The sequence below is a fragment of the Streptomyces sp. NPDC052036 genome, assembly GCF_040680495.1.
GTDB lineage: Bacteria > Actinomycetota > Actinomycetes > Streptomycetales > Streptomycetaceae > Streptomyces.
The window spans coordinates 1-4,954 of the sequence record NZ_JBFAWW010000096.1 but is presented as its reverse complement, the minus strand read 5'-3'; the positions used below and the strand labels follow the sequence as shown (position 1 = coordinate 4,954).

Annotated in this window: 3 protein-coding genes and 1 pseudogene; 2 read left to right on the top strand and 2 right to left on the bottom strand. The window is 68.6% G+C overall.

Translation table 11 applies throughout. The features are described 5' to 3' along the window. Positions 1 to 1,237, top strand: a 1,237-nt coding sequence (locus AB0L95_RS41760; protein WP_365171852.1) for an IS701 family transposase, incomplete at its 5' end; no start/stop codon positions are given. A 98-nt stretch (positions 1,238 to 1,335) separates the two neighbouring features. On the opposite strand, the gene AB0L95_RS41755 is transcribed toward AB0L95_RS41760, so the two are convergent. Further along, the gene (locus tag AB0L95_RS41755; RefSeq protein ID WP_365171850.1) at positions 1,336 to 2,751 is read right to left on the bottom strand and encodes a transposase; all 1,416 of its coding nucleotides are present in this window, start codon (positions 2,749 to 2,751) and stop codon (positions 1,336 to 1,338) included. A 192-nt stretch (positions 2,752 to 2,943) separates the two neighbouring features. Between AB0L95_RS41755 and AB0L95_RS41750 the strand changes: the two genes are divergently transcribed. Then, the gene (locus AB0L95_RS41750; protein ID WP_365171848.1) at positions 2,944 to 3,720 is read left to right on the top strand and encodes a glucose 1-dehydrogenase; all 777 of its coding nucleotides are present in this window, start codon (positions 2,944 to 2,946) and stop codon (positions 3,718 to 3,720) included. A 223-nt stretch (positions 3,721 to 3,943) separates the two neighbouring features. Here AB0L95_RS41750 and AB0L95_RS41745 read toward each other — a convergent pair. Next, a pseudogene (locus tag AB0L95_RS41745) lies at positions 3,944 to 4,816 on the bottom strand (IS5 family transposase). Positions 4,817 to 4,954: the final 138 nt, after the last annotated feature.

Sequence of the window (4,954 nt, the reverse complement as noted above, 5' to 3'; positions counted from 1 at the left end):
CAGGGAGACGTTCGCGCGGATGACGCGGGGCATGCTGATGGAGCTCGAAGACGTCAACTGCTGGAGCCTGGCCGAAGCGATCGGTGAGCGGGGCCTGCACCATCTGCTGTCCCGTGCGGTGTGGGACGAACAAGCGGTGCTCAAGCGGACGGCGGCCTGGGCCGTGGACCTGCTCGACGACGGCGACGGGATTCTGATCGCGGACGAGACGGGGGACGCGAAGTCCTCGACCGACGCGGTGGCCGCAGCACGCCAGTACTCCGGCTCGGTCAAAGGCGTGGATCTGTGCCAGGTCGCCGTGCACCTCACCTTCGCCACGTCCGCCTGGCACTGCCTGATCGACCGGCGCCTGTACTTCACCAGGGAGTGGGCCGGCGACGAGGAGCGTCGTGAGCTGACCGGTGTTCCCGACGAGCTGTGCTTCGCGAGCGAGCCGCAACTCGCGGCCCACATGCTCCGCGCCGCCGGCCGGCAGGGCATATCCGCATCCTTCTTCCTGGGTGACGAGGTCTACGGAGGGCGGGAGTTGCGTACCGCCTGCCGCGAGCTGGGCCTGGGCTACGTCGTGGGAGTGCGCTCCAATCACCAGGTCACCACCCCGGCCGCGAAGCTGGGCGTGACCCGGGCCGCCGCCCGGCTGCCGAAGCGGGCCTGGCAGCGGATGCGGACCGGCACGGGGCAGAAGGGCATACGCGACTACGACTGGGCGATGATCGAGGTCACTGCCGACGACACCCCCGACGGACACGACCTCGACACGGGGACGTCCGTATTGCTGGTCCGCCGACACCGCTATACCCGCACCGTGTCCTACTACCGCTGCTTCGCCCCGGGACCGGTGACGCTGGCAAGACTGGTGTCACTGGTGTGCCGCAGGTGGCGGGTAGAGGACGACTTCCAGGACGCGAAGGAGGTCTGCCACCTCGACAAAGGCCAGGTCACCTGCTGGAACTCCTGGCACCGCTGGAGCGTGATCGCCCTGGTCGCCTACGCTTTCCTGGCTGTCGCCGCTGCTCTTGATCGTGCCGCCCAGACCGGCCGGAACGATCCCGCCGAGGCCGACCTCATCCCCCTCAGCAGCCACGAACTTCTCCGCCTGCTACGGGCCTTGATCCTTCCGCCACCCCGACGAGACCGCGACCACCTGCTGTGGTGGTCTACCTGGCGCCGCCGCCATCAACACCGCGTCCGCCTCTGCCACCGCCGTTGGCACGCGTACGCCGGCACCACACCATGATCAGAAAGCTCAACAGCAGCTATCTACAGCTGCCGTAACTACCCGAGCCTGGGCGACGGCCTTTCCCGGTCGCCACAAAGTGTCCAGTCACGGGGTGGTCACGCGGCGGCGGTTGGGAGCCATGGGGTGCCGGTGAGCGCGTGGATGGCGTGCAAGGCGGTGAGCCCGTGGGCGCGGGCGGTGGTCAGGTAGGAGCGGATGCGTAGGTAGCGGCGGGCTCCGGTCGGGCCGCGCCGGCAGCCTCTGACGTTCATCTTGGCCTTGATGTCCCGCGGGGCCTGTTCGGATGCGTTGTTGGTCCAGGTGAGTCCGGGCGTGAAATCCCGGGTGATGCGGAGGACTGGATGGCTCCTGTCGACGAGGCGCTCGGCAAGTTGGCGGGCCGTGGGCTTCTTCCCTCCACTGTGCGGGTTGACGCTGATCCCGCACCGGGCGACGTTCAGGAACTCCTTCTCGATCCGGGCGTGTTCGCTCTCGTGCAGGGTGGTGTGTCCGGCGGCGTGGGCCTGCTCAACTCTCTTCCCGGTCTCGCACAGGATCCGCTGGGCGGCCCTCGCCCAGGCGGCACGCTCCTGGTCGGGTGCGTTGTCGATGACGCCCTGAAGGTCCCGCAGCAGGTACGCGCAGCACAACTGCACCCCCGCCAGGTGACTGTCGTACTTGTGGTAGCCGACGCTGTCGTCCCGGATCAACACACCATCATAACCGGGCAGGATGCCGAAGCCGTCCAGCGCGGCATGCCCGCGATTGTCCGCTGCTCTGTACCAGGTCAAGCCGGTGGCTCGGACGGTGTAGGCGTAGCCGCGCTCACCGGCCAGGCTGATCGGACTCTCGTCCGCGCCCAGCACCTGCGACCGGCGCAGGGCCTGCTTCAGCTTCGCCTCGAACCGGTCGAGCGGCGCACCCAGCCGCGACAGACAGCGGTCGACGAACCCGCAGGACACCTCCACATCCAGCAGCCCGGCGGTCAGCTTCGCGGTCCGCTCGGTACTGATCTGCCCCTCCGCGGCCGGCAGCGTCACGAAGGCCCGCAGGTTCGGCCCGTAGCAGGCCGGACCGCTGATCCCCGGCAGCGCCTGACCGCAGGTCACCACCCCGCACCAGCAGCAGCGCCGGAGCAGGCGCACCTCGGTCACTTCCCGCTCGATCAGCGGGATGTCGAAGACCTGGACCGCCCGGAAACCCTCCTCCACCGCACTGGACAGCGGACTGCTGCACGCGGCGCATTCAGCTGGCTCGACCCGCTCCACACGGTCGGGCTCCGTCACTGGCTGCAACGAGCGGCCCGCCCGACCCGGCCTGCGCTCCTTCGACCGCTCACGCTGCGACCGTGTCGCCTTCTTCTCCAGCCCGTCCGACGAGGGTGGCCTGCTGTTGGTGGAGTCCATCCCCAACCGGCGTTTCAACCCGGCGACCCCGGTCCGCAGCTCAGCGGTCTCGGCCCGCAGCTCGTCGATCACGCGGGCCTGCACAGCGACCAGCGCGGCAAGCTCCTCGTACGACGGCCCCTGCAACACGACCAGTCGAGGCCGGTTCCGAGCTCCGGGCGAGCAAACCCTGCCCGACGCGTACGGCAATGCGATGTGAAGTGATTCGCAAAGTCGTCGGACTCCGCTTCGGGACACTAATATCCCGACGACGTAAACCTCTGGGCACCCACAGCCCACGTCGCGGAGGCAGCCACAGTGTCGTACGACTTCCATGACATGACGTTTCTCATCACCGGCGCCACCCGGGGGATCGGCGCGAGCACCGCGCGCGCGGCAGCCGGTTACGGTGCCAACGTCGTGGTGGCCGGCACCCGCGAGGCGGCGGGTGAGCTGGTCGCCGGCGAGATACGCGCGGACGGCGGCGAAGCCACGTTCGTGGCCTGCAACGTCCGCGACCCCGACCAGGTCGACGCGCTCGTGGCCGCCACGGTTGACGCCTACGGCGGCATCGACGTGCTGCACAACAACGCCGGGGTCAACGAAACGGCGATCAGCCCGCAGGTGTCCCTGGCGGACATGAGCGTCGAGACCTTCGACCAGGTGCTCGGCGTGAACCTGCGGGGCGCGTGGCTGTGCGCCAAGTACGCCCTGCCCCACCTCAGACTCAGCAAGCGCAACCCGTCGATCATCAACACAGGCTCGACCGGTGCGTTCACCGCCTTCCCCAACTGCGTGGCCTACGGCGCGGCCAAGGGCGGGCTGAGCCTGCTGACCAAGAACCTCGCCCTCGAACTCGCGCCGTCGGGCATTCGGGTCAACAGCATCGCCCCCGGTCTGACGGAGACCGAGATGGTGGCCGGGTACATGTCGGCCGCCGAGGACAGCGCCGCGATGATGCAGGCGATGACCGGCACCCACCTGGTGCCCCGGCTCGGCCGTCCCGAGGAGATCGCCGAACTCGTCTGCTTCCTTGCCAGCGACCGAACGCTGTTCGTCAACGGCGTCGAGTGGCTGATCGACGGCGGCGCCCTCGCCTGGCGCGGCACCCGCTGAAGTCGGAGAACTCCCAGCGGAACCGCGGCCCCGTTCGACCGCCTCCGCCAAACGGAAGACCGGCGGCAGGCAGGCGACGGGAGGCGGCCATCCGGCCACCCTCTTTCCCCCACCACGGGCCCGGGGTCAGCGCATCTGGACGTACCACTGGGCCAGTGACGACCGACTCACTGGGATCAGCACGCCGGAGGGACACCGCTAGGGCGTGTTTCGAAAGTGCTGGTCACAGCCAGTCGTTGATGGCCGCGACCAGCACTGTCGCCTCATAGCGGACGGCGAGCTTGTCGTACCTCGTGGCCACCGCGCGATGGCGCTTGAGGCGATTGATTCCGCACTCCACGGCGTGGCGCTCTTTGTAGTCGGCCGCGTCGAACTGCGGTGGCCGGCCACCGCGGGAACCCCGCTTCTTGCGGTTGGCGATCTGGTCGCGCTTCTCCGGGATCGTGGAGCGGATACCGCGCTTGCGCAGGTAGGCGCGGTTCGCGCGGGAGCCGCGCCTTGTCGGCGCGGACCTTGTCGGGCCTGGTACGCGGACGGCCCGGCCCGAGCCGAGGCACCCGGATACGGCCCAGGACCACCTGGAACTGCGGGGAGTCACCGCGCTGTCCCGCCGTGATCACCAGCGACATCGGCTTCTGGGCCTGCTCGACCGCCAGGTGGAGCTTGGTGGTCAGCCCGCCCCGGGAGCGTCCGAGTCCGTGGTCGGCGGGCTCGGTGAACACACCACCGGGCGGCTCAATCTGCAGATCCCCTTTTTGCGGGCGCCCGCCGCATGCTGGTGCGCGCGGGCGATGGTGGAGTCCACCGAGACGTCCCAGGTGATCAGTCCTTCGGCATCGGCCCGGGCCTGCAGTTGCTCGAAGATGCGGTGCCAAGTGCCGTCCCGCTGCCAACGTCGGAACAGCCCGTACACCGTCTCCCACGGGCCATACCGCTCGGGAACGTCCCGCCACGGAGCACCAGCGCGGGTGCGCCAGCGTATGCCGTCTATCAACTGCCGCTTGGTGTGCACCGGCGGTCGTCCGGACTTCTTCCCAGCGGGGAGCAGGGGCTCCAGCTTCGCCCACTGCGCATTCGTCAGATCATGCCTCCCCATGAAGTGGATCTTGACACATCAAGATCCACTTCTGAAACACGCCCTAGTAGGACTCCGTTAGGTCTGTCTGCGTGCCGTGTTCAGGGGCATGAGGACTGCGTGGACGCACATGAAGTGAACCGTGTTCGGGCGACGTTG